The 21,932-nt window shown below is 60.2% G+C and carries 23 protein-coding genes and 1 other RNA gene; 9 read left to right on the top strand and 15 right to left on the bottom strand.

Annotated elements, in window-relative coordinates:
- Positions 1-24 precede the first annotated feature (24 nt).
- Positions 25-1,824, bottom strand: a complete 1,800-nt coding sequence (gene lepA, locus RE418_RS11705; protein ID WP_025303945.1) for a translation elongation factor 4 — start codon at positions 1,822-1,824, stop codon at positions 25-27.
- A 519-nt stretch (positions 1,825-2,343) separates the two neighbouring features.
- On the opposite strand from lepA, the gene RE418_RS11700 reads away from it, so the two are divergent.
- Positions 2,344-3,180, top strand: a complete 837-nt coding sequence (locus RE418_RS11700; protein WP_025303946.1) for a hypothetical protein — start codon at positions 2,344-2,346, stop codon at positions 3,178-3,180.
- On the opposite strand, the gene rseC is transcribed toward RE418_RS11700, so the two are convergent.
- From rseC to rpoE, 4 genes are read right to left on the bottom strand one after another with little or no spacing between them, the layout of a single operon-like run.
- On the bottom strand, positions 3,177-3,653 hold the full coding sequence (gene rseC, locus RE418_RS11695) for a SoxR-reducing system protein RseC (RefSeq protein ID WP_049209570.1): 477 nt from the start codon (positions 3,651-3,653) through the stop codon (positions 3,177-3,179). The two genes, RE418_RS11700 and rseC, sit on opposite strands and share 4 nt — an antisense overlap.
- Positions 3,653-4,609 (bottom strand): sigma-E factor regulatory protein RseB, encoded by a 957-nt coding sequence (gene rseB / locus RE418_RS11690; protein WP_025303948.1) that lies wholly within the window; start codon positions 4,607-4,609, stop codon positions 3,653-3,655. Before rseB ends, rseC begins: the two co-directional genes overlap by 1 nt.
- Positions 4,609-5,262, bottom strand: coding sequence for an anti-sigma-E factor RseA (rseA, locus tag RE418_RS11685; RefSeq protein ID WP_016929795.1), 654 nt, complete (start codon positions 5,260-5,262; stop codon positions 4,609-4,611). Before rseA ends, rseB begins: the two co-directional genes overlap by 1 nt.
- Positions 5,263-5,292: 30 nt before the next feature.
- Complete coding sequence (gene rpoE, locus RE418_RS11680) at positions 5,293-5,868, bottom strand: RNA polymerase sigma factor RpoE (protein ID WP_004929136.1); 576 nt, start codon at positions 5,866-5,868, stop codon at positions 5,293-5,295.
- Positions 5,869-6,082: 214 nt separating this feature from the next.
- Between rpoE and nadB the strand changes: the two genes are divergently transcribed.
- Positions 6,083-7,684 carry an L-aspartate oxidase gene (gene nadB, locus RE418_RS11675; RefSeq protein ID WP_025303949.1) on the top strand — a complete coding sequence of 534 codons (1,602 nt, stop codon included), beginning with the start codon at positions 6,083-6,085 and terminating at the stop codon, positions 7,682-7,684.
- 38 nt (positions 7,685-7,722) lie between these two features.
- Here nadB and RE418_RS11670 read toward each other — a convergent pair whose 3' ends face one another.
- Complete coding sequence (locus RE418_RS11670; protein WP_025303950.1) at positions 7,723-8,502, bottom strand: tRNA1(Val) (adenine(37)-N6)-methyltransferase; 780 nt, start codon at positions 8,500-8,502, stop codon at positions 7,723-7,725.
- A gap of 99 nt (positions 8,503-8,601) precedes the next feature.
- Between RE418_RS11670 and srmB the strand changes: the two genes are divergently transcribed.
- Positions 8,602-9,924 (top strand): ATP-dependent RNA helicase SrmB, encoded by a 1,323-nt coding sequence (srmB, locus tag RE418_RS11665; protein WP_025303951.1) that lies wholly within the window; start codon positions 8,602-8,604, stop codon positions 9,922-9,924.
- Positions 9,925-9,976: 52 nt separating this feature from the next.
- Here the strand turns inward: srmB and RE418_RS11660 are convergent, their stop codons facing one another.
- From RE418_RS11660 to grcA, 3 genes are all read right to left on the bottom strand, one after another.
- On the bottom strand, positions 9,977-10,732 hold the full coding sequence (locus tag RE418_RS11660; protein ID WP_043138324.1) for an ankyrin repeat domain-containing protein: 756 nt from the start codon (positions 10,730-10,732) through the stop codon (positions 9,977-9,979).
- Positions 10,725-11,687 carry a DUF2974 domain-containing protein gene (locus RE418_RS11655; RefSeq protein ID WP_025303953.1) on the bottom strand — a complete coding sequence of 321 codons (963 nt, stop codon included), beginning with the start codon at positions 11,685-11,687 and terminating at the stop codon, positions 10,725-10,727. The genes RE418_RS11660 and RE418_RS11655 overlap by 8 nt, the downstream gene beginning before the upstream one ends.
- A gap of 183 nt (positions 11,688-11,870) precedes the next feature.
- The gene (gene grcA / locus RE418_RS11650) at positions 11,871-12,254 is read right to left on the bottom strand and encodes an autonomous glycyl radical cofactor GrcA (RefSeq protein ID WP_004929114.1); all 384 of its coding nucleotides are present in this window, start codon (positions 12,252-12,254) and stop codon (positions 11,871-11,873) included.
- Between the two features lie 346 nt (positions 12,255-12,600).
- Here grcA and ung point away from each other — a divergent pair, with 346 nt between their 5' ends.
- On the top strand, positions 12,601-13,284 hold the full coding sequence (gene ung / locus RE418_RS11645; RefSeq protein WP_033635636.1) for a uracil-DNA glycosylase: 684 nt from the start codon (positions 12,601-12,603) through the stop codon (positions 13,282-13,284).
- A 56-nt stretch (positions 13,285-13,340) separates the two neighbouring features.
- On the opposite strand, the gene grpE is transcribed toward ung, so the two are convergent.
- Entirely contained in the window at positions 13,341-13,925 is a 585-nt protein-coding gene (gene grpE, locus RE418_RS11640; RefSeq protein ID WP_025303955.1) for a nucleotide exchange factor GrpE, read from the bottom strand.
- Positions 13,926-14,050: 125 nt separating this feature from the next.
- On the opposite strand from grpE, the gene nadK reads away from it, so the two are divergent.
- The 3 genes from nadK (at position 14,051) to bamE (ending at position 17,256) form a co-directional block, all read left to right on the top strand.
- Positions 14,051-14,929 (top strand): NAD(+) kinase, encoded by an 879-nt coding sequence (gene nadK, locus RE418_RS11635; RefSeq protein ID WP_043138328.1) that lies wholly within the window; start codon positions 14,051-14,053, stop codon positions 14,927-14,929.
- Positions 14,930-15,015: 86 nt separating this feature from the next.
- Positions 15,016-16,677, top strand: coding sequence for a DNA repair protein RecN (gene recN, locus RE418_RS11630; protein ID WP_043138331.1), 1,662 nt, complete (start codon positions 15,016-15,018; stop codon positions 16,675-16,677).
- Between the two features lie 240 nt (positions 16,678-16,917).
- On the top strand, positions 16,918-17,256 hold the full coding sequence (bamE, locus tag RE418_RS11625) for an outer membrane protein assembly factor BamE (RefSeq protein ID WP_004929101.1): 339 nt from the start codon (positions 16,918-16,920) through the stop codon (positions 17,254-17,256).
- 116 nt (positions 17,257-17,372) lie between these two features.
- Here the strand turns inward: bamE and RE418_RS11620 are convergent, their stop codons facing one another.
- The gene (locus RE418_RS11620; protein ID WP_004929098.1) at positions 17,373-17,657 is read right to left on the bottom strand and encodes an RnfH family protein; all 285 of its coding nucleotides are present in this window, start codon (positions 17,655-17,657) and stop codon (positions 17,373-17,375) included.
- Complete coding sequence (locus RE418_RS11615; protein ID WP_033648948.1) at positions 17,650-18,084, bottom strand: type II toxin-antitoxin system RatA family toxin; 435 nt, start codon at positions 18,082-18,084, stop codon at positions 17,650-17,652. The genes RE418_RS11620 and RE418_RS11615 overlap by 8 nt, the downstream gene beginning before the upstream one ends.
- 161 nt (positions 18,085-18,245) lie before the next feature.
- On the opposite strand from RE418_RS11615, the gene smpB reads away from it, so the two are divergent.
- Together smpB and ssrA are read left to right on the top strand one after the other, a co-directional pair.
- Entirely contained in the window at positions 18,246-18,728 is a 483-nt protein-coding gene (gene smpB, locus RE418_RS11610; protein WP_016929804.1) for an SsrA-binding protein SmpB, read from the top strand.
- A 49-nt stretch (positions 18,729-18,777) separates the two neighbouring features.
- Positions 18,778-19,141, top strand: a transfer-messenger RNA (tmRNA) gene (ssrA, locus tag RE418_RS11605).
- 97 nt (positions 19,142-19,238) lie between these two features.
- Here the strand turns inward: ssrA and RE418_RS11600 are convergent.
- The 3 genes from RE418_RS11600 to RE418_RS11590 all read right to left on the bottom strand — a co-directional run bounded on the left by RE418_RS11600 (position 19,239) and on the right by RE418_RS11590 (position 21,839).
- On the bottom strand, positions 19,239-19,586 hold the full coding sequence (locus tag RE418_RS11600) for a DUF6404 family protein (protein WP_043138333.1): 348 nt from the start codon (positions 19,584-19,586) through the stop codon (positions 19,239-19,241).
- 103 nt (positions 19,587-19,689) lie between these two features.
- Positions 19,690-21,351 (bottom strand): DUF2534 family protein, encoded by a 1,662-nt coding sequence (locus tag RE418_RS11595; RefSeq protein ID WP_049296132.1) that lies wholly within the window; start codon positions 21,349-21,351, stop codon positions 19,690-19,692.
- Between the two features lie 71 nt (positions 21,352-21,422).
- Positions 21,423-21,839, bottom strand: coding sequence for a DUF2946 domain-containing protein (locus RE418_RS11590; protein ID WP_233494350.1), 417 nt, complete (start codon positions 21,837-21,839; stop codon positions 21,423-21,425).
- Positions 21,840-21,932: the final 93 nt, after the last annotated feature.

Genomic DNA, 21,932 nt, shown 5'->3' with positions numbered 1-21,932 from the left:
CCTCGTTTCGCGAACTCGTCGCGGTTACTTGCCGTCTTTACCGACGTGCAGAATGGCCAGGAACGCTTCCTGCGGCAGCTCGACGTTGCCGACCTGCTTCATGCGCTTCTTACCGTCTTTCTGTTTCTGCAGCAGCTTTTTCTTACGGCTGACGTCACCGCCGTAGCATTTCGCCAGCACGTTTTTACGCAGCTGCTTCACGGTGGAGCGCGCGATGATGTGCGTGCCGATCGCCGCCTGAATCGCAATGTCGAACTGCTGACGCGGGATCAACTCTTTCATCTTCTCCACCAGTTCACGGCCGCGGTACTGCGAGTTGTCGCGGTGGGTGATCAGCGCCAGCGCATCCACGCGCTCGTTGTTGATCAGCACGTCCACGCGCACCATGTCGGAGGCCTGGAAACGCTTGAAGTTGTAATCCAGCGACGCATAACCGCGCGACGTGGACTTCAGGCGGTCGAAGAAGTCGAGCACGACTTCCGCCATCGGGATTTCATAAGTCAACGCCACCTGGTTGCCGTGGTAAACCATGTTGGTCTGCACGCCGCGTTTCTCAACGCACAGGGTGATGACGTTGCCCAGGTATTCCTGCGGCATCAGCATGTGACATTCGGCGATCGGCTCGCGCAGTTCCTGGATGTTGTTCAGCGGCGGCAGCTTGGACGGGCTGTCGACGTAGATCACTTCTTTGCCGGTGGTTTCCACTTCGTAGACTACCGTCGGCGCGGTGGTGATCAGATCCAGATCGTATTCACGCTCCAGACGTTCCTGAATGATCTCCATGTGCAGCAGACCGAGGAAGCCGCAGCGGAAGCCGAAGCCCAACGCGGTGGAGCTTTCCGGCTCGTAGAACAGGGACGCGTCGTTAAGGCTCAGCTTGCCCAGCGCATCACGGAAAGATTCATAGTCGTCGGAGCTGATTGGGAACAGACCGGCGTACACCTGCGGCTTCACTTTCTTGAAGCCCGGCAGCGCTTTATCCGCCGGCTGACGCGCCTGCGTCAGGGTATCGCCCACCGGCGCGCCGAGGATGTCTTTGATCGCACAGACCAGCCAGCCCACTTCGCCGCAGTTCAGCACGTCGCGATCGACCTGCTTCGGCGTGAAGATACCCAAACGATCGGCGTTATACACCTGGCCGGTGCTCATGACCTTGATCTTGTCGCCCTTGCGCAGCGTGCCGTTCTTGACGCGCACCAGAGACACGACGCCCAGGTAGTTATCGAACCAGGAGTCGATGATCAACGCCTGCAGCGGCGCATCCGGATCGCCCTGCGGCGCAGGAATGTCGCGCACCAGACGCTCCAGTACCTCAGGCACACCGACGCCGGTTTTGGCCGAGCAGCGCACCGCATCGGTAGCGTCGATGCCGACGATGTCTTCAATTTCCTGCGCGGCGCGATCCGGATCGGCGGCCGGCAGGTCGATTTTGTTCAACACCGGCACCACTTCCAGATCCATTTCGATCGCGGTGTAGCAGTTGGCCAGCGTCTGGGCTTCTACGCCCTGACCGGCGTCCACCACCAGCAGCGCGCCTTCGCAGGCCGCCAGCGAGCGGGAGACTTCATAGGAGAAGTCAACGTGGCCAGGGGTGTCGATAAAGTTAAGCTGATAGGTCTGCCCATCCAGCGCTTTATAATCCAGCGTTACGCTCTGCGCCTTGATGGTAATGCCGCGCTCGCGCTCCAGATCCATGGAATCGAGCACCTGCGCAGCCATTTCACGGTCGGACAAGCCGCCGCAGATTTGGATAATGCGGTCAGACAGCGTCGACTTACCGTGGTCAATATGGGCAATAATGGAGAAATTTCGTATATGCTTCATTATAAAAGTTTTTCTGCCTTGGTATTTCTGAATTACTCGCCTATAGAAACCCGCATGGACCTAAAGCGACAGTGAATGGGTGAGGCCGTCTTGCACCTGAATCGCTGCATTCTACATGCCACACCACTGAAAACCTAGCGATCGGTGCAGTGAAGGCATTCTATTATGCGCCGCTAAATGTTACAGGTCGCCCCGGCGGGTGAAAACAGATGTTAACGCGGACAATACAGCCTGAACCCGAGGCTTGCCGGTGCTCCGTGGCCATCAAACTCCGGTGCTAATACATAACCGGCCGCAGCGCAATAAACCCCTTCTGAAATTATCGAAAAAGAATATTTGGATCAACCTCTTAGAATTCGATTTTGCCCCACATCCTTTAGGAAAAACCCCATATACGCCACCACCGTCCCTCGGATAGAAAGGGCGTGAACTCCGCGACAAAACATTATTCCGGGCACTACATCGGCAGCCCACCGGGGTTCACCAGCATATCTGCGTACGTTGATTGGAAGGTGCATTATGATCGATAAAGGGCAAATGCTGAGCCGGCACGATTTTTCGAAGGTCAACTGGGGCATTCTGGCAGCGGCGGCGCTGCTGTTTAGCGTGGGGGCGGCGCTGTTGGTGCTGCCGCTGCTGAGCAGCATTGACGAGAGCGAGGTCATCACGCTGTTGCAGGCCGGCGCGGGCACGATTTTACTCGGCTGTACGCTGCTGGCGCTGCGGCATTATCTGCGCCCAACGCTAACCTATCGCCTGTACGAGCACGGCGTGCGGGTCTTTGACGACCACCATCACAAAGAGCGTTTCATCCCGTTTGAGAAGATCGGTGATATCTATCGCTTTCGCGGCGGCAAGGCTTTTGGCGGGCTGTTTGACGTCACGGCGTTTCGCACCGGTGCGGATCAGCCCTGGTGCACGGTTTTCAGCAATATCGCCCATTCGTGGCGGTTGGCGGACGTGATCGTCGACCAACAGCTGCAGCAGCGCGGGCCGCTGGCGTTGAATGCGCTCTATCAAGGGGAGACGGTGTCGTTTCACACCGTTGAGGGCGACGCGCGCTGGCTGTGGCAGCTGCTGCTCGGCAAGCGGCAAGGCACGCCGACCGAAACGCTGCGGCTGAGCGCCACCTTGCTGACGACTGAACGGGGAAACGTGCCGATCGAGCAGATCCGCACCTTGGAAAACCATCCGCAGCGCGGCATCCGCTTGCTCGACGGCCAGGGAAATCTGCTGTTCGCGATTAACTACGATTCGCTGCTCAGCGCCGATCTGTTCATCGCGCTGTTGGAGCATATGATCCACAACCGCATCACCGCCTATCACAACCCGGCGATGACGCGACCGTCGGTTTAAATCAGCGGGGAGTTTTCCGCCTGCATGCGCATCGCGGTAGGCGGCAACCCAATCTGCAGCACCACCGGCTGGTAGTCGGCCTGCTCGCCCAAATGCCGGGCCAACCGGCGCGCCAGCATAAAGGCCGCCCCGCCGCCCAGTACGGCGCCGACTGCCGCCGAGGCGTCGCTGCCGAAACAATATTGCAACAACGTGCCGCCCAGCATCATGCCCAGCAGCGGCGTCAGGTAAACCAGCATGGCGGAGCGCAGCAGGCTGCCTTCCGCGATGCCGACCTCGACGCGCTGCCCCGGTTCGAGCGGCTGATCGATATGCACCTGCAGCTGATGCTCGGTTTCCGGCACCAGCTCGTTCAGCGCACGCGCGCCACAGCCGGAGCGCGCGGTGCAGCTGCCGCAGCCGGCCTTGGGTTCACAGCGCAGCAGCGCTACGCCCTGTTGCCACGAAACCACCGTGGCCCACTCTTTCATCATTACGGCGATACCTTGAAAGAAATGCTGTCGGCGATGCGCTTGGCCGTCGCCGGCGGCAATTCGCCCACAATCGTGATTTCGTTGCCCGCGCGCACTTCGGTCTGAATGGTGCGGCGCCCCTGACGGTAGTACTGCTGCCCGGCTCCGCTGCCCGCCGGGCTGACGTTGACCGAGAAGCTGAACAGGCCGTCGCTGTAGAGCCGGGATTCAACCGGCACGGCGACATTCGGCAATTTGCGGCGATTGCGCGCCACCTCGTCCACGCCGGCCGGCAACCAGCCGGTGCTCCAGCTCAGCTGGACGTTTTCCACCGCCGGCAGCGACAGCAGCGGCGGCAGGTTGGCTTTGAGCAGCCCCTGCATCGCGCCCTGCACGTCGGCGCCGACCGCGAAGGAGATCACCCGATATTGCTCCAGCGTTTCGCCGTCGCGATCGAGCAAATCCACCCGCAGCGGCAGCTTGGTGTCTTCGTCCATCCAGACGATGTAACTGTAGCGGGAACCGTCGCGCGCCACTACGCGCAGCACTTCACACGGCCGATCGGCGATGCGGGTGCTGCCCACGGAGATGAAGTCGTAATACTTGGCCAGACGAGTGAAATCGGCATAGACGATCGCCGGCAGCGCATCGACGATGTGATCGCCGGTGAGCGTGAACGGTTCCAGACCGGGTTCGAAGTAGCTGATCCCGCCGCCGCGCTGCAACACTTCGCGACGCGGGCCATCCATATGCAGCAGCTGGCCGAGCGGCACGTTGCCGATCACCGCATGGCGATAGCGCAACGACTCGATTCCCTGCTTGCTGATGCTGATGTAGGCGAGCTCGTAATTGAGAGAACGGCTGGCGCTGCTCATCTGTTGCAATAACGCCCCGGACGCAGTTGGCTGCGCCGGGGCGATGCTGGAATAGAGCAGGCTGCCCGTCAATAAACAAACGGAGAACCAGATTTGCTTCATTACTGCTGTTGCATTCCTAAAGACTGAGTTCCGGGAACCTGAATGGCAGCCTGTTGTGGGTTGCCTTGCTCAAGCTGCAGCTGATCCGAATGCAGGCGACGTTGCAGCTCATAGTCCTGCAGCATGGCGTTGATACGCTTACGCTGTTCCTGCACCTGCTGCTGTTGACCGCTGCCGGTAGAGAAACTGTCGGCAGGCACGCCCAGGCTGACCGGCGAGGCCTGGCCCATGATCGGCAGCGTGGTGAAGGCCGGCGATTCGGACGCGTTCGATGGCGCAGAAGGCTGGTTGTACTGCTGCACGCCGACGATCACCGCCAGAGACACGCAGGCCGCCATACCGATTTGCGTAATCTGGCTCGCCCAAGGACGCACTTTGTCCCAGAACGGCATTTTCTGCCAGGTGTGAGGCTGCGGCTGAGATTCCTGAACGGCGGAAGGTACCAGCCGGGCGGGTTCTTTCTCAAGTGCAGCGGCTACGCGATCGGCGATGTCGAGATGCATCACTTGTCCGACATCACCTCGCAGCGTGTCACGTATCAGGTGATAGCTCTGCCAGCTTTGTTGAAGCGTTCGATCTTGCGACAGAGAACTCAACAGCTCGCTGTCGAACGATTCACCATCCATCAGAGCGGAAAGCTTTTCTTTCTGCATGCCTAAGTACCCTTCCTGTGCCCGCCATTGCTAACGCTGGATCAGCGGTTGAACTTTATTATCGATAGCTTCCCGGGCGCGGAAAATACGCGAACGTACGGTTCCGACCGGGCAATCCATGATGGCGGCTATCTCTTCGTAGCTTAGACCATCCAACTCCCGCAAGGTAATCGCCATGCGAAGATCCTCAGGGAGAGACTCAATGGTACGGAAAACTATCTGTCTCAGCTCTTCTGACAACATTAAGTTCTCAGGGTTCGAAATTTCTTTCAGTGCGCCCGCACTTTCGTAATTTTCCGCATCGTTGGCGTCCACATCACTGGATGGCGGACGGCGCCCCTGAGCAACCAGATAATTCTTTGCCGTGTTCACGGCGATTCGATACAACCAGGTATAAAAAGCGCTGTCGCCACGGAACGATTCCAGTGCGCGATAGGCCTTGATAAACGACTCCTGCACCACATCGGGCACATCGCCCTGCGGCACATAGCGGGAAACGAGACTCGCCACCTTATGCTGATAGCGCACTACCAGTAGGTTAAACGACTTCTGATCGCCCTTTTGGACCCGCTCGACCAGAACTTGATCCGTTAACTGCTCGCTCATCCGAGGTAAACTCTCCCCAAATCCGTCTCCACGCGTAAAATTGTACTGCCAGCCATACATTATTTTCCTGAGCAAGCACTCGCTTGGAGTTCATATAGAACACGAAGTTCCATATCGCCATTGTTTTTTCTGTTGATGTCACCCTATCCGTGGCTTTTGCCCGGACAGTTAGGCTAACATGAAATTCACTCTTCTTCTGCACACATCATACGTTATGCAACCATCATCTGAACATGTTAGCGATGTCCTGATCGTCGGCAGCGGCGCTGCGGGCCTGTCACTGGCGCTGCGCCTGGCGCAGCATTGTAAGGTTACCGTTCTCAGCAAGGGGCCGCTCAGCGAGGGGGCCACCTTTTACGCCCAGGGCGGGATCGCCGCGGTGTTCGATGAGACGGACAGCATTGCCTCACACGTTGATGACACTTTGATTGCCGGTGCCGGCCTGTGTGACAAAGAGGCCGTCGAATTCATCGCCGGCAACGCGCGCCACTGCGTGCAGTGGCTGATCGATCAGGGCGTGCTGTTCGACACCGAGATCAACGCGCAGGGCGAGGCGCATTATCACCTCACGCGCGAAGGCGGCCACAGCCATCGCCGCATCCTGCACGCCGCGGACGCGACCGGTAAGGAAGTAGAGACCACGCTGGTGGGGAAAGCAAGCGCTCACCCCAATATTTGCGTGATGGAGCGCCGCAACGCGGTTGACCTTATCACCTCGAATAAAATCGGCCTGCCGGGCACCCGCCGAGTCGTGGGCGCTTACGTCTGGAACCGCGAGCTGGAGCAGGTGGAAACCTACCGCGCCAAAACGGTGGTGTTGGCGACAGGCGGCGCGGCCAAGGTGTACCAATACACCACCAACCCCGATATCTCCTCCGGCGACGGCATCGCCATGGCCTGGCGCGCCGGCTGCCGGGTCGCCAACCTGGAGTTCAACCAGTTCCACCCGACCTGCCTGTTCCACCCGCAGGCGCGCAACTTCCTGCTGACCGAAGCGCTGCGCGGCGAAGGCGCTTACCTGAAGCGCCCGGACGGCAGCCGCTTTATGCCGGATGTCGACCCACGCGGCGAACTGGCCCCGCGCGATATCGTCGCCCGCGCCATCGACCATGAAATGAAGCGCCTGGGCGCCGACTGCATGTACCTGGACATCAGCCACAAGCCGGCGGAGTTCATCACCCAGCACTTCCCAATGATCCACGAAAAGCTGCTGACGCTGGGCTTCGATCTGACTCGGCAACCGATCCCCATCGTCCCGGCGGCGCACTACACCTGCGGCGGCGTGATGGTCGATCAGCACGGCCGCACCGATCTCGACGGGCTGTACGCCATCGGCGAAGTCAGCTACACCGGCCTGCACGGCGCCAACCGCATGGCGTCGAACTCGCTGTTGGAATGCCTAGTTTACGGTTGGTCGGCGGCGGAAGACATTCTGCAGCGCCTGCCGTTCATCCAGCAGGCCAAACAGGTGCCGCACTGGGATGAAAGCCGGGTGGACGATGCGGACGAACGGGTGGTGATTCAGCACAACTGGCACGAGCTGCGGCTGTTCATGTGGGATTACGTCGGCATCGTGCGCACCACCAAGCGGCTGGAGCGCGCCCTGCGCCGCATCAACACGCTGCAGGCGGAAATCGACGAGTACTACGCGCACTTCCGCATCTCCAACAACCTGCTGGAGCTGCGCAATCTGGTGCAGGTGGCCGAGCTTATCGTGCGCAGCGCCATGGCGCGCAAAGAGAGCCGCGGCCTGCACTACACGCTGGACTACCCGGATTTGCTGCCGGAAGCGCTGCCGACCATTTTGCAGCCTTAAACTCTGCGACAGGGCGCCTTATCGGCGCCCTTTTCTTTTCAGTAGAACAGGTAGAAGTCGGTGATCAATCGGCGGAAATCGTCGGTGTAGCTGCCATCGGCCTGTTTGATCGCCAGCGCCTGCGCCTGCAGCGGCGTTTCGCGCCGTGTCAGCGCCAGCAACACCCGGTGCAGCGGCGTATCGGCCCGGTCGCTGACGTTCACTTTCACCGCCGTATGCCAGCCGCTTTGCAGCGCCAGGCGTTCGAATTCGGCGCCAACGTCGTGCGGCAGCACCACGCAGAACGTCCCCTGTTCCGCCAGCAGCTGCGCCGCGCAGGCCAACAGCGCGCCGTGCGTCAGGGTTTCGGTGTAGCGCGCGTTGTGGCGCGCCTGGTCGCGGCAGGCCACCGCCGGCTCGAAATACGGCGGATTACTGACGATCAGATCATACTCAGCGGCATGCCGCTGCGCATAATGATGAATATCCTGCGCATGCACGCGGATGCGCTGTGGCCACGGCGATTCCGCCGCGTTTTCGCGCGCCTGGCCGGCGGCGGCTTCATCCAGTTCCACCGCGTCGATGGTCACTTCGTCGCCGCTGCGCTGCGCCAGCATCAACGCGATCAGCCCGCTGCCGCAGCCGATGTCCAGCACCCGGCGCGCCTGCCCCAGCGGTGCCCAGGCGCCGAGCAGCACCCCGTCGGTGCCCACTTTCATGGCGCAACGATCGTGGGCGACAAAGAATTGTTTAAAGGTAAAACCCCCGCGGCGCGGGGTAAAATCGGCTTTCGATCGCTTGCTCACACTCACCACCTGGCTATAAAACTGGCGTAGCATAAGGCAATCTGATCGGCGGGAAAAGAGCGGCTTTCCGCTTAAATAGGTGAAGATCGCGGCCAACCCGTCTATAATCGGCGCCCCAAGTAGAGGTAGACCATGACAGCAACCACTTTTTCCGAACTCGAACTCGATGATCGCCTGATCGACGCGCTGCGCGACAAAGGCTACGATCGCCCCACCGCCATTCAGGCCGCAGCGATCCCGCCGGCGATGGACGGGCGCGACGTCTTAGGTTCGGCTCCGACCGGCACCGGCAAAACCGCCGCCTTCCTGCTGCCCGTTTTGCAGCACCTGCTGGACTTTCCACGCAAAAAATCCGGCCCGCCGCGCGTGCTGATCCTGACGCCAACGCGTGAACTGGCGATGCAGGTCGCCGACCAGGCGCGTGAATTGGCTGCTCATACCTCGCTGGATATCGCCACCATCACCGGCGGCGTCGCTTACATGAACCACGCGGAAGTGTTCAGCGAAAACCAGGACGTGGTGGTCGCCACCACCGGCCGCTTGCTGCAATACATTAAAGAAGAGAACTTCGACTGCCGCGCGGTGGAAACCCTGATCCTCGACGAAGCCGACCGCATGCTCGACATGGGCTTCGCGCAGGACATCGAAACCATCTCCGCCGAAACCCGCTGGCGCAACCAAACGCTGCTGTTCTCCGCCACGCTGGAAGGCGAAGCGATCCGCGAATTCGCCGAGCGCATCCTGAAAGAGCCGGTGGAAGTGGAGGCCGATCCGTCGCGCCGCGAACGCAAAAAGATCCTGCAGTGGTACTACCGCGCCGATGACGTGCAGCACAAAACCGCGCTGCTAATCCACCTGCTGCAGCAGCCAGACGTGCAGAAATCGGTGATCTTCGTGCGCAAGCGCGAGCGCGTGCATGAGCTGGCCACCTGGCTGCGCGAAGCGGGCATCAACACCTGCTATCTCGAAGGCGAAATGGTGCAGGCCAAACGCAACGAGGCGGTCAAACGCATGATGGATGGCCGGGTTAACGTGCTGGTCGCCACCGACGTTGCCGCACGTGGCCTGGATATCCTCGATATCACCCACGTGTTCAACTTCGACATGCCGCGCACGGCGGATACCTACCTGCACCGCATCGGGCGTACCGGCCGCGCCGGGCGCAAAGGCACCGCCATTTCGCTGGTGGAAGCGCACGACCATCTGCTGCTGGGCAAAGTGGGCCGTTACCTGAACGAGCCGCTGAAAGCGCGCGTGATCGACGAACTGCGGCCGAAAACCAAGGTGCCGAACGAGAAGAGCAACGGTAAACCGTCGAAGAAAGTGCTGGCCAAGCGCGCGGAAGACAAGGCGAAGAACAAAGAAAAGGCCAAGGTGAAAGTGCGCCATCGCGACGCCAAAAACGTCGGCAAACGCCGTCAGGCGAAGGCCAAACCGGCCGGCGACGCGGAATAACCACCGCTGCCTAAGAAAAAACCGCCTGTACAGGCGGTTTTTTTATGGGCGTTTACTGCTGCGCGTAGTGCGTGGCCAGGCGATGCCCCTGCAGCCATTTGTCCAGCTCGCGGAACTGCGCCTTCAGCTCGTCATTCTGCAAATGCGCCGGCGTTTGCGAGAAGTAAAACTGGAACACGACGCCCTGCTGGTTGCGTGCCCGGGCATCGGCCCCGGCCTGCAACAGCAGCAGCGCCAGGTGCGGCGCGTTAATCTTCGCCGCCAGATGCAGCGGGGTATCCCCCAGCCGATCGCTCAAGGTGGTGTCCGCCCCGGCCGCCAGCAACAGACGCAGTTGCTCTTCGCGCCCGGCCAGCACCGCCGCCGCAAGCGGCGTGGCGCCGGTAACGGCATTACGCACGTTCACCTGCGCCCCTTCGGCCAGCAACAGCCGCAGGTACTGCGCATCTTGCAACATCGCCGCGGTGTGCAACGCGCTGTTGCCGTCCAGCCCCGCCGCCGCCGGGTCGGCGCCGAGATCCAGCAACGCCTGCACGCTACCCGGCTGCAGCGAAAGCACCGCCCACTGCAACAGCGTGACCTGTCGATCGCCCCGTTCGCGCAAGCGATCCTGCGTGGCCTGTGCACGGATACCCTGCGTATCGCCACGCGCCACCGCCTGAGCCAGCGCCAGATTGCTGCGGCCGTCAAACGGCGAAATCTCCTGCCCCATCTGTTGCTCCTTAGCCATCATCAGTAAACCGGTCACCGCGACCAGCGCCAGTAAGGCTATCGCCAGCGCCCGCCGCAAGCGACGCCCTTCAGGCATTAGCCTTCGCCTCCCACGGCTTTTGTTCCGCCATCGAGCTTATCACCTTGTCGATGCCGTGCGCCGTCAGGCTGCGATCCAGATGCTTGCTCGGCCGCCAGTCATCGATACCGGTCAGGGTATCGTTGTTGGCCAGGGTGATGTTGTGGCCGATGGCGTCCGGGATCAGCGAGGTCGACTCCTGGGTGCTGGTCAGCATGTCATATTGCTCGCTGTAGCGGCGAATGCCGCCGGCTTCGGCATCTTTCTTCGCCGCCGCCGGATCGATACCCAGGCGATTCAGGGTGTAATCCGACACCCCAGCCGCGTTGAAGGTGACCGCGACGGTACCGGTCGCCAGCGCAGCCGTGGCCGCCAGACCACCGCCAAGCGAATGGCCGGCGATCACCAGCGCATCGCCGAAGGCCGCCTTGGCGCTTTTGGCAGCGGCAACCGCCTGATTGTACTGCACATCGTCATAGCCCGTCGCCTGCCGCACGTTGCTCAGCCAGTCGCGCCAGTCGTTGGTGCCGGCGAACGCCAACACATACTGCTTGTCGTTGCTGTAAACCCCGGCCTGGAAACCGCTGCCCGCGTCGTGCAGGCTGGCGGGATCAATGCCGAAACCGAGCAGCGCGCTGTCGCTCAGGCGGTTGAACCCGGCAGCGCCCTGGCCGTTCAGTGAATAAACGTCCTTGGCCAACAGCGCCAACGCATAATCACCTTCCTGCGATTGTTGCCCCCGGGTCACGCCCGGCGCTGCCGCCGCCGTCGGGGCCGCCGCGGAGATATCGCCGACCAGCGTATTCAACAGATTCTGCGCATTGAGCGTGTTCTGAGAAGGGGTGGCCACCGGCGCCGGATTTGCCGGCGCTGCCGCAGGCTGCGCCGCCGTCGCCGTCTCGGCAGCGGCGCGAGGTGTAGGGATCGCGGCCACCGGGGATACTGCAGAGGTAAAACTTAAAGGCATACTCATGCCGACTCCTTGTCGATAGACTTTTTATTGAGCACCTGAATAGGTGCTGATTTAGCTATCGGCAGGTCGGATGAGTTCTGTATTAGAAATGCTTATCTTTGTACAGAATGTGATCCGCGTTCGGTTTTCGGCCGCCAAACGCAGAAAAGGGAGCCGAAGCTCCCTGATTGACTGCGCCGCAAATTACAGGCTTTCGGTAAAGGTGCGGGCGATAACGTCGCGCTGCTGTTCCGGCGTCAGAGAGTTGAAGCGTACCGCATAACCGGACACGCGGATGGTCAGCTGCGGGTATTTTTCCGGGTGCTTGACCGCGTCTTCCAGGGTTTCGCGACGCAGCACGTTGACGTTCAGGTGCTGACCGCCTTCCACGCGCACGGTCGGCTGCATTTCCAGCGGCACTTCACGGTATTCGATCTGGCCCAGGTCGCTCACTGCGACAACCTGATCTTCCGCGTAGTTGGCCTTGGCGCACACGCAGCGAGCTTCCGCTTTTTCATCATCCAGCAGCCAGAAAGAATTCACCAGCGCCTGGTCGTTCGCTTTGGTAATTTGAATACCGGTAATCATTATGTTGCCTCCGTACAAGGGCGTAAAAATTCACGTCGTGAGAAAACCCAATTCTGGTTTCGGCCATTTGGTAAAACCATTGTTGTCTTGTTGTTCTGTATACCAGCCTGACCGGGCCAGTTCCTTGATTAAAGTCAATTTTTACCGGGTAGGCACAGGGCATGAAGGGGCAAATTTATGTTTTATATCAATTTTCCCACTGCGGCAAAAACCAATTATTTTTGTAAATTTTCAAAAATAATTGCATTACGCGTGACAGTGAGAAATGAAAAGCGGGTTTCGCTGCGCGTGCCGAAACGGTAAGCTATAGCCCATGAATTGCTAAAGAAAACAAAGGAGAGCGTTTATGGCCACCTCCCTCACCTGGCATGACGTGATCGGCAAAGAGAAAGAGCAACCCTATTTTGTTGAAACGCTCGCCTTTGTTGCCGCTGAACGTCAGGCCGGTAAGACCATTTATCCACCGCAGAAGGACGTGTTCAACGCTTTCCGCTATACCGAGCTGGCGGACGTCAAGGTCGTCATCCTCGGCCAGGATCCGTATCACGGGCCCAATCAGGCGCACGGCCTCTCTTTCTCGGTGCGCCCCGGCGTGCCGGCGCCGCCGTCGCTGGTGAACATGTATAAAGAGCTGGCGACCGACATTCCCGGCTTCGAACGCCCGGATCACGGCTACCTGCAAAGCTGGGCTGAACAGGGGGTGCTGCTGCTCAACACCGTGCTGACGGTGGAAGGCGGCCGCGCGCACTCGCACGCCAACCTGGGCTGGGAAACCTTTACCGATAAGGTGATCGCCGCCCTGAATGAGAACCGCGAAGGCGTGGTGTTCCTGCTGTGGGGCTCGCACGCGCAGAAGAAAGGCAACTTTATCGACCGCAACCGCCACCATGTGCTGAAGGCGCCGCACCCGTCACCGCTCTCCGCGCACCGCGGTTTCCTCGGCTGCCGCCACTTCTCGCAGGCCAATCAGCTGCTGGAGCAGCAAGGGCTCACGCCGATCGACTGGATGCCGCGCCTGCCGCAGGCATAATCCAGAGACAAAAAAGGCACCCTCGGGTGCCTTTCTTTATGCCGTTGCCGGGGCGATTACGCCTTGGCTTTGGAGACCGCGACCATCGCCGGACGCAGCAGGCGGCCGTTCAGCGTATAACCTTTCTGCATCACCATCATCACGTGGTTCGGCTGGTGATCGGCGGATTCCATCATGCTCATCGCCTGATGCACTTCCGGGTTGAACGGCACGTTGACGTCGCCGACGATTTCGATGCCATACTTGCGCACCACGTCCAGCAGCGATTTCAGCGTCAGCTCGATGCCTTCGATCATCGCGGCCAGTTCAGGATTGTTTTTATCCGCCAGATCCAGCGCGCGCTCCAGGTTGTCGATCACCGGCAGCAGATCGCCGGAGAATTTCTCCAGGGCGAATTTGTGCGCTTTCTCGACGTCCAGTTCGGCGCGGCGGCGGATGTTTTCCGCTTCCGCTTTGGCGCGCAGCAGGCTGTCGCGCTCGTGCTGCTGCGCTTCCGCCAGTTGGGCTTCCAGTTCGGCGATACGCGCATCGCGCAGATCGACGCCTTCCGCCGCTTCCGGCAGCGTATCATCGTGATGAGCGTGTTGTTCCATTTCTTCCGAGACTTGCTCGTTTGGCGTCTTCTGTTCTTTACTACTCATGAATATCTCCGCGTTTTAGCATTAATCTCGCAACTTGGCTTATTATGGGGATCAAAACCGGGGTTTCAAGTCAACCGGTCACAATGTGGGGCATAAACGGGTCCCGGTGAGGAAAATCACAACAAATGAATAAAAAATTCGCCTGTATTGGCATTGTTGGCCACCCGCGTCACCCTTCAGCGCTGGCAACCCACGAGATGCTGTTCCACTGGCTGGTCGCCCGCGGCTATTCAGTGATGGTCGAACGCCAGATCGCCCATGATTTGGGGCTGAAAGACGCCGTGACCGGCAGCCTGGCGGATATCGGCCAGCAGGCCGATCTGGCGGTAGTGGTCGGCGGCGACGGCAACATGCTCGGCGCCGCGCGCGTGCTGGCGCGTTACGACATCAAGGTGATCGGGGTCAACCGCGGCAACCTCGGCTTCCTCACCGATCTCGATCCCGACAACGCCCTGCAGCAGCTGGCGGACGTGCTGGAAGGCGAATACATCGACGAACAGCGTTTCCTGCTGGAAACCATCGTGCATAAAGAGCACCAGCAGTGCCGCATCAGCACCGCCATCAACGAAGTGGTGCTGCACCCCGGCAAAGTGGCGCACATGATCGAATTCGAAGTGTACATCGACGATCGCTTCGCCTTCTCGCAGCGCTCCGACGGCCTGATCATCGCCACGCCGACCGGCTCCACCGCCTACTCGCTCTCCGCCGGCGGGCCGATCCTCACCCCGTCGCTGGAGGCGATCGCGCTGGTGCCGATGTTCCCGCACACTCTCTCCGCCCGGCCGCTGGTGATCAACGGCGACAGCACCATCCGCCTGAAGTTTTCGCAGATCGGCAGCGATCTGGAGATCAGCTGCGACAGCCAGATCGCGCTGCCAATCCAGGAAGGGGAAGAAGTGCTTATCCGCCGCAGCGATTTCCACCTGAATCTGATTCATCCGAAGGACTACAGCTATTTCAACACGTTAAGCACCAAGCTGGGCTGGTCGAAAAAATTGTTCTAAAATCTGCGCCGGCCACTTTACTGTATATAAAACCAGTCTATACTGTATGAAACTACAGTTATGTGTTTATACACAGGAAGGTTCCCATGCTGGCGCAATTAACCATCAGCAACTTTGCTATCGTTCGTGAGTTGGAAATCGATTTTCAACCGGGCATGACGGCGATCACCGGTGAAACCGGCGCCGGCAAATCCATCGCCATCGATGCGCTGGGGCTGTGCCTCGGCAACCGCGCCGACGGCAACGTGGTGCGCCTGGGAGCCGCCCGCGCCGACCTCTGCGCCCGCTTCTCGCTGGCGGACACCCCGTCCGCGCGCGAATGGCTGGAACAGAACCAGCTGGACGACAGCAACGAATGCCTGCTGCGCCGCGTGATCAACGCCGACGGCCGTTCACGCGGCTTTATCAACGGCACCGCCGTGCCGCTGTCGCAGCTGCGCGAACTGGGGCAACGCCTGATCCAAATCCACGGTCAACATGCCCATCAGCTGCTGCTCAAGCCAGAGCACCAAAAAGCGCTGCTCGACGCCTACGCCGACGAACCCGCCCTGCTGGCGGCGATGAGCCAGGCCTACCAACGCTGGCATCAGAGCTGCCGCGAGCTGGCGCACCATCAGCAGCAGTCCATCGAGCGCGAAGCGCGCAAGCAGCTGCTGCAATACCAATTGAAAGAGCTGAACGAATTCGCGCCGCAGACCGGCGAGTTCGAGCAGACCGACGCCGAGTACAAACGCCTGGCCAACAGCGGCCAGCTGCTGACCCTCAGCCAGCAGACGCTGCAGCTGCTGGCCGACAGCGACGAGAACAACATGCTCAGCCAGCTCTACAGCGCCAAACACCTGCTGCTTGAGCTGGCCGGGCTGGACGACAAGCTCGGCGGCCTGCTGGACATGCTGGAAGAGGCCTCTATCCAGATCAGCGAAGCCAGCGACGAACTGCGCCATTACGCCGATCGCATGGATCTCGATCCCAATCGCCTGCACGAGCTGGAACAGCGCCTGTCGCGTCAAATCAGCCTGGCGCGCAAACACCAGGTCGCGCCGGAAGAGCTGCCGCAGCTGCATCAGCAGTTGCTGGATGAACAGCAGTTGCTGTCGCAGCAGGAAAGCGACCATGAGCACCTGAACGAGGCGGTCATCCTGCATCACCAGCAGGCGCTGGCGCTGGCGGAAGAGCTGCACCAGAAACGCCTGCACTACGCCGCCGAGCTGACCACGCTCATCACCGACAGCATGCAAGCGCTCTCCATGCCGCACGGCAAATTCAACATCGACGTGCGCTTCGAACCGCAGCATCTGAGCGCCGAAGGGGCCAGCCGCACCGAGTTCTGCGTCTCCACCAACCCGGGGCAGCCGCTGCAACCGCTGGCGAAGGTCGCCTCCGGCGGTGAGCTGTCGCGCATCGCGCTGGCCATTCAGGTGATCACCGCCCGCAAGATGGAAACTCCGGCGCTGATCTTCGATGAGGTGGACGTGGGCATCAGCGGCCCGACCGCCGCCATCGTCGGCCGTCTGCTGCGCCAGCTCGGCGAATCCACCCAGGTGATGTGCGTGACTCACCTGCCGCAGGTGGCCGGATGCGGGCATCAGCACCTGTTCGTCAGCAAGAAGACCGACGGCACGGTCACCGAAACCCAGATGGCGCCGCTGGATAAACGCGCCCGGCTGCAGGAGCTGGCGCGCCTGCTCGGTGGCAGCGAAGTCACCCGCAATACGTTGGCGAACGCCAAAGAACTGCTGGCGGCATAAAAAAGCTCAACTTTTTCACTTTCCTGCGGTCTGACAGTGACGCTGTTGACCCGAAATATATCTAAAGTGCGGCGCGGCGGTGATCTTAAGCCTCCTCAACGGCCCGAAACAGGCCAAGCGCTTGAGGTGCTAAAGGAAAGCCAACGCGTCGCAACGTGAAAGATGAAGGGTATAAAGGTTTCCAACTGCCGCAAGGTCTATTATCATCGGCATCCTATGCCCTAAAGGAATGTGATTACTATGCGCTGTAAAACGCTGACTGCCGCCGCTGTAGTTCTTGTGATGCTGACTGCAGGCTGTTCTACTTTTGAAAAGGTGGTTTATCGTCCTGACATCAACCAGGGGAACTACCTGACGTCGACCGACGTGGCGAAAATTCAGAAAGGGATGACCCAACAACAGGTCGCTTACACATTGGGTACCCCAATGCTGCAAGACCCGTTCGGAACTCAGACGTGGTTCTATGTGTTCCGCCAGCAGCCTGGCCATGAAGATATCACCCAGCAGACGCTGACGCTGACCTTCGACAGCGCAGGCGTGTTGACCGACATCCAGAACAAACCGGCGCTGACCAAGTAATCGGCGCTGCCCGCTCTTCCGGCCCATGAGGGGGCAGGTGTTCCTCATGACAGTCGCAGGCTGCAACGCGGAAGAGAAAATCAGTTTCAGATAAAAAATAAGGCGCTATAAGCGCCTTATTTTTTTGCCTTTTCTGCCCGTTGCCGGCGCAGCTCTTTCGGATCGGCGATCAGCGGCCGGTAAATCTCCACCCGGTCGCCATCGTTCAGCGTATCGCCCAGCTTGGCCGGGCGGCTGTAAATGCCGATTTTGTTGCTTTTAAGATCGATATCCTGGCGCAGCTCCAGCAGGCCTGAAGCCTGAATCGCCTGCTCGACGCTGCTGCCTTCGGCCAGCTTCACCTTGCGCAGGTACTGCCGCTCCGGCAAGGCGTACACCACCTCGACCTGGATGTCAGACACTGTAGACCTCTTTCGCCCGCTGGGTGAATGCCTGCACCATGTTGCCCGCCAGCTCTTTGAATACCTTGCCGAACGCCAACTCAATCAGTTTGTTGGTGAACTCGAAGTCCAGGTGCAGCTCCACCTTGCAGGCCTCTTCGCTCAGCGGCGTGAACTGCCAGCCGCCCATCAGCTTGCGGAACGGGCCATCGACCAGCTGCATATTGATGCTCTGGTTATCCAGTAGCGTATTGCGCGTGGTGAAAGTCTTGCTGATACCGGCCTTGGCGACGTCCACCGCGGCGGTCATCTCGTTGGAGGTAGCATTAAGCACCCGGCTGCCGGTGCAGCCTGGCAGAAAATCGGGGTAAGAATGAACATCGTTAACCAACTGATACATCTGCTCGGCGCTGAACGGCACTAATGCAGACCGACTGATCTGGGGCATATCATTTCCTGTAAGACATAAAACGTACAGATAATACCATTTATCTGGCGGCAAACAAAAAATCTGCTACGGGATGAGGGAACCAAAAATGCGAAAAATTGCGCAGGTGCTGAACGGGAAAGGATTTCTTTCGCTGGAGCATCCAGTATAATGAACGCACTATGACAAAGAAAAAAGCACACAAACCCGGTTCCGCCACCATTGCCCAAAACAAGCGCGCGCGTTTCGAATACTTCATTGAAGAAGAGTTCGAGGCGGGCCTGTCGCTGCAAGGGTGGGAAGTTAAATCGCTGCGTGCAGGCAAAGCCAACCTCAGCGACAGCTACGTGACGTTCCGTGACGGTGAAGCCTACCTGTTTGGCGCCACCATCACCCCACTCAACGTGGCTTCGTCGCATGTGGTGTGCGATCCAACGCGTACCCGTAAACTGCTGCTGAACCGACGCGAGCTGGACACCCTGCTCGGCCGCGTCAACCGCGACGGTTACACTGTGGTGGCCTTGTCCCTGTATTGGAAAAATGCCTGGAGCAAGATCAAGATCGGCGTAGCCAAAGGCAAGAAAGAGCACGACAAACGCGATGACATCAAAGATCGCGAATGGCAGACGGCGAAAGCCCGTATCATGAAGCACGCCAATCGTTAAGCCGCTGGCTTATCGAGGTAAACTTCTGGTATACTGCACAAAGTTACTTGGGGCTGATTCTGGATTCGACGGGATTTGCGAAGCCCTAGGAGCATGCCGAGGGGCGGTTGGCCTCGTAAAAAGCCGCAAAAAAATAGTCGCAAACGACGAAAACTACGCTTTAGCAGCTTAATACCCTGCTTAGAGCCCTCTCTCCCTAGCCTCCGCTCTTAGGACGGGGATCAAGAGAGGTCAAACCCAAAAGAGATCGCGTGGATGTCCTGCCTGGGGCTGAAGCGTTAAACTCAATCAGGCTAGTCTGTCAGTAGCGTGTCCATCCGCAGCTGGCCGGCGAATGTAAAGATTGGACTAAGCATGTAGTGCCGACGGTGTAGTAATTTCGGACGGGGGTTCAAATCCCCCCAGCTCCACCAAATACGTCGCCAGTGAACCAGATAGACCCGGCGATAATAGCGAAAAAGCCCGCAACTTCGGTTGCGGGCTTTTTTGTGTCTGTTCGTCACCAACGTGTCAAAGCGAGTTCCAGTCCGGCAGCCTGTTCGCCTTTTTCCGCCTGTAGTGGAAAAGCGCCATAAAAAAGCCAAACAACAGGCCGGCGGCGAGGCTTAATGTCAGGGCCTCTTCACCGGTATATCCCTGATTTTTCCATACCATGAACCACATCAGCACGCCCCACAGCGGGCCAAACCAAATGCCGAAGAACAGCATATTCAGCCAGAAAGGCGCAAACGGCGGCGGTGGCATATTCACATCCATTCGCCACAGCAGGCGCAAGATTGGCGGCGCATAGTTGCTCCGCCACATCTTCTTTTCCTCCATCAGCGCTATCGCCTTGTCCCTTCGTTGTTCAAACGTCATCGTTCGCTTCCTTTCAGTGGAAATTGCCTATCCGGTGAGATGATACGTGCTTAAGCCCCATTACCAAATATCCGGCATGCCCGCAGGTATGCCGGACGCTACCTCACCGCCCCTCTTTTTCCCCCAGGAAGAAATACCACAGCGGAATGGAAAGCAGCAGGGTGAACACCAGCGTATACAGCAGCACCATCAGGCTCTGCATGATCACCATCTGTGCGCTCCAGTCACCGATCGGCAGTTGAAACTGTTCGACGGTGCCGCCGAGGATCGCCCGGCCCATCACGCAACCGACCGCCACCGCCACTGTCGCCACCGCCGCGCGGAACTTGCGCACCTCGGCGCGGCGGGCGGCCGCTTCCGGCGTTTCGTCCTGAAGGCCTTGCCGCTGGCCGCGCCAGCGCCATACGTCCACCAGCAGCAACGCCGCGAGGCTCACGCCCATCACCGGCAGGCAATACCCCAGTGCGGAAGCCACCAGCAGCGTGGCGGCGCGCGCCGGCAGGGAAAGCGCCAGCCAGGCGGCAACCAGCGTCTGCACCGGATGCTGCGCCCCCGCCGCCGGGCGGCGACTCCACCACATGCGGTAACCCAGCACGATCATCAAGCACAGCCCAAGGCCAAACGCCGCCAGCAGCAGCTGATTCGGCAAGCCGAACAGAATGCCCATGTGGGCGTCGATGCCCCAGCGGGTCAGCTTGGCGATGAGCGGGAAGGTGTCGAACCGCACCTGATCGATGACGGCGAAGCTTTGCGGTGCGATGGCAACCGCGTCCACCTGCGTCGGCCAGCTGCGATCCACTTCGGTTACCGTCCAGGCTTTGCCCTCGCCTTTCGGCTGGCGCAGCTCGACCTTGGCGGCGTCGATCCCGGCGGCGCGCGCAGCGTGCAGCGCCCGATCCCAGTCGCCGTTCAGCGCATTGGCCTGCACGGCAGGGTTCATCTTCATGCCCGGCATCATCCCGCGGTGCTCGGCGTGCGGATCGGCCGGCATCTGCGGCGCATCGGCCTGCAGGCTGGTGTTGACCTGCGGCGTCAGCCAGCCCAGGTTGGCCCGCAGTGCGTCGATGTTGCTGCCGGCCCACTGCGACCAGGTCAACCCGGTAGCCGAGAAGAACAGCAGCCCGGCCAGCAGCGCCACGCCCAGCGTGATATGCCAATGGCGGCTGGCGGCGAAGCCCCCTTTTGCCCTTTTCAGCTTGCGCTTCGGCCGCGTCGCCAGCCACAGCGCCACGCCACCCAGCGCGGCCACCCACAGCCAGGAGGCCGCCAGCTCGCTGTAGTTGCGCCCCAGGTCGCCGAGCAGCAGGCTGCTGTGTAGCTTGTCCAGCCAGGTGCGCAGCGGCAGCACGCCAGAGGTGCCGTACACCGTCATGTCGCCCTTGATCGCCAGGGTGTAAGGATCGACAAACAGCGCGCGCGACTCGGAAGCGCCCAGATCGGCGCCCGCGAACTGTACGCGCGTGGTGTCCATTGCGCCGGGTGCCGGACGCACGGCGTAAATGCGCGCCTCGTCACCCGCCACACGGCGGGCGGCGGCGATCTGGTCAGCCAGCGATCTCGCCTGCCCGTGCGGTTCGGTGAAAAGCGCATCGCGATACAGCGCCTCTTCAAGCTGCGGGGTCAGCACATACAGCGTGCCGGTCAGTGCGGCGACCAGAATAAAAGGAGCGACCAGCAGGCCGATATAGAAATGCAGCCGTCTGATCAGGTTCAGCATCGCGCCACGCGGCGATGCGGCAGGTGGAGTTTTGGTTATTGAAGACATGGCCTTTCTCGTTTTTCAAACTGTGCGCGCAGGCAAACCGTCCGCAGCGATACGGACGGCATTACCCATGATCAAGCAATAAGGAAAAACGGCTGGCCGGGCGGCCCGCGCGGGCTTGGCCGCAGAGTAAGGCGCCGAAGGAGCGGAGAAACGATACGCGGCGCGCAAGGCAGGCGCGCGATGCGCGTCATCAGCCACAGCAGCGGGACGAATGCCCACAGCAGTAGCGGCACGTGGATCAGCAGCTCGCAATAGCCGCAGAAAGTCATCTCCGCCGGGTCCATGCCGTGGTGGCCGGCATGTTCGGCGGCGGGCATCGCCATCCCGTGCATGTCGTGCGGCATAGCGGCTGCCGACTGCGTCATGCCGCCCATCATCGGGTGGTGCGTCAGCGATTTCGACACCACCGGCGCCACAAACAGCAACAGCACCGCCATAATGGCGATGCAGGCGGTAACGCGTTGCTGTAGCTGACGTGGCACTCTCATCGCGGCGGCGAATTAACCCGGTCGGTGGCGAACAAGCGGCCAGTGTAACCGCGATGCGCGATGAGGTGAAAGAAAAGTCAGGTTTGTCTTACA

Source organism: Serratia sp. szju (assembly GCF_044594185.1).
Classification (GTDB): domain Bacteria; phylum Pseudomonadota; class Gammaproteobacteria; order Enterobacterales; family Enterobacteriaceae; genus Serratia; species Serratia bockelmannii.
Note: the sequence above shows the minus strand (reverse complement) of the source record. Positions and strands in the feature narration are given on the sequence as shown.

Coding starts and splice junctions, on each gene's coding strand:
- lepA (WP_025303945.1), bottom strand. CDS start 1,824: ATGAAGCATATACGAAATTTCTCCATTATTGCCCATATTGACCACGGT.
- RE418_RS11700 (WP_025303946.1), top strand. CDS start 2,344: ATGATCGATAAAGGGCAAATGCTGAGCCGGCACGATTTTTCGAAGGTC.
- rseC (WP_049209570.1), bottom strand. CDS start 3,653: ATGATGAAAGAGTGGGCCACGGTGGTTTCGTGGCAACAGGGCGTAGCG.
- rseB (WP_025303948.1), bottom strand. CDS start 4,609: ATGAAGCAAATCTGGTTCTCCGTTTGTTTATTGACGGGCAGCCTGCTC.
- rseA (WP_016929795.1), bottom strand. CDS start 5,262: ATGCAGAAAGAAAAGCTTTCCGCTCTGATGGATGGTGAATCGTTCGAC.
- rpoE (WP_004929136.1), bottom strand. CDS start 5,868: ATGAGCGAGCAGTTAACGGATCAAGTTCTGGTCGAGCGGGTCCAAAAG.
- nadB (WP_025303949.1), top strand. CDS start 6,083: ATGCAACCATCATCTGAACATGTTAGCGATGTCCTGATCGTCGGCAGC.
- RE418_RS11670 (WP_025303950.1), bottom strand. CDS start 8,502: ATGCTACGCCAGTTTTATAGCCAGGTGGTGAGTGTGAGCAAGCGATCG.
- srmB (WP_025303951.1), top strand. CDS start 8,602: ATGACAGCAACCACTTTTTCCGAACTCGAACTCGATGATCGCCTGATC.
- RE418_RS11660 (WP_043138324.1), bottom strand. CDS start 10,732: ATGCCTGAAGGGCGTCGCTTGCGGCGGGCGCTGGCGATAGCCTTACTG.
- RE418_RS11655 (WP_025303953.1), bottom strand. CDS start 11,687: ATGAGTATGCCTTTAAGTTTTACCTCTGCAGTATCCCCGGTGGCCGCG.
- grcA (WP_004929114.1), bottom strand. CDS start 12,254: ATGATTACCGGTATTCAAATTACCAAAGCGAACGACCAGGCGCTGGTG.
- ung (WP_033635636.1), top strand. CDS start 12,601: ATGGCCACCTCCCTCACCTGGCATGACGTGATCGGCAAAGAGAAAGAG.
- grpE (WP_025303955.1), bottom strand. CDS start 13,925: ATGAGTAGTAAAGAACAGAAGACGCCAAACGAGCAAGTCTCGGAAGAA.
- nadK (WP_043138328.1), top strand. CDS start 14,051: ATGAATAAAAAATTCGCCTGTATTGGCATTGTTGGCCACCCGCGTCAC.
- recN (WP_043138331.1), top strand. CDS start 15,016: ATGCTGGCGCAATTAACCATCAGCAACTTTGCTATCGTTCGTGAGTTG.
- bamE (WP_004929101.1), top strand. CDS start 16,918: ATGCGCTGTAAAACGCTGACTGCCGCCGCTGTAGTTCTTGTGATGCTG.
- RE418_RS11615 (WP_033648948.1), bottom strand. CDS start 18,084: ATGCCCCAGATCAGTCGGTCTGCATTAGTGCCGTTCAGCGCCGAGCAG.
- smpB (WP_016929804.1), top strand. CDS start 18,246: ATGACAAAGAAAAAAGCACACAAACCCGGTTCCGCCACCATTGCCCAA.
- RE418_RS11600 (WP_043138333.1), bottom strand. CDS start 19,586: ATGACGTTTGAACAACGAAGGGACAAGGCGATAGCGCTGATGGAGGAA.
- RE418_RS11595 (WP_049296132.1), bottom strand. CDS start 21,351: ATGTCTTCAATAACCAAAACTCCACCTGCCGCATCGCCGCGTGGCGCG.
- RE418_RS11590 (WP_233494350.1), bottom strand. CDS start 21,839: ATGAGAGTGCCACGTCAGCTACAGCAACGCGTTACCGCCTGCATCGCC.